The sequence below is a fragment of the Thioclava sp. UBA3469 genome (assembly GCF_002378135.1).
Taxonomy (GTDB): Bacteria; Pseudomonadota; Alphaproteobacteria; order Rhodobacterales; family Rhodobacteraceae; genus Thioclava; species Thioclava sediminum.
In genome coordinates, this window is sequence record NZ_DFRG01000223.1 from 3,124 (window position 1) to 3,626 (window position 503).

At 63.6% G+C, this 503-nt stretch carries 1 pseudogene; it reads right to left on the minus strand.

Annotation, left to right across the window (positions count from 1 at the left end):
- Positions 1-122: 122 nt before the first annotated feature.
- Positions 123-503: pseudogene (locus tag B3D39_RS16360) on the minus strand (hypothetical protein); the annotation flags it as partial.

A 503-nucleotide genomic window follows, 5' to 3' on the forward strand; every position in this document is an offset into this window, starting at 1 on the left:
CGGCCCACGTTCCCCGTGGCGCCCGCAACGACGACTTTATAGCCCATGAGGACCTCCTTGCTCGAATAGAACGCGGCTTCCTACCGCTTTACGTCAGGAAATGAAAGGGGTTCGACGCCCCGTTAGTTCCGAATGATACGTGGATCGGAAGCAAGAAACCCGCCAACCATCTCCGCTTCCGCGGCGAAATCATGCGGCACCTTGTCGGCCGAACGCCGACCCGACAGCGAAAGCGAGGCGAAGAAATCGAAGCCATAGAGGTCGAGCCGCGCCAGATCCGAGCGCAGGAGCATCTCGATCAGCATCGCCCCGGTCGTGGGCTGCGCGCCGAGCTTAAGCTTCAGCCCCTCGTAGTCGTCCAGCGGATGCAGGTAGAAACCGGGGCTGGTGGCGGTCTGCCAATCGAGCCGCTTGCGCTTGTGGCTCATCCACAGGATGCGCGACGGCGCGATGCGGGCGCGCTCGGCCTCGGGAAGCGAGGTCGCAAGCGCCAGCCAGTCGGA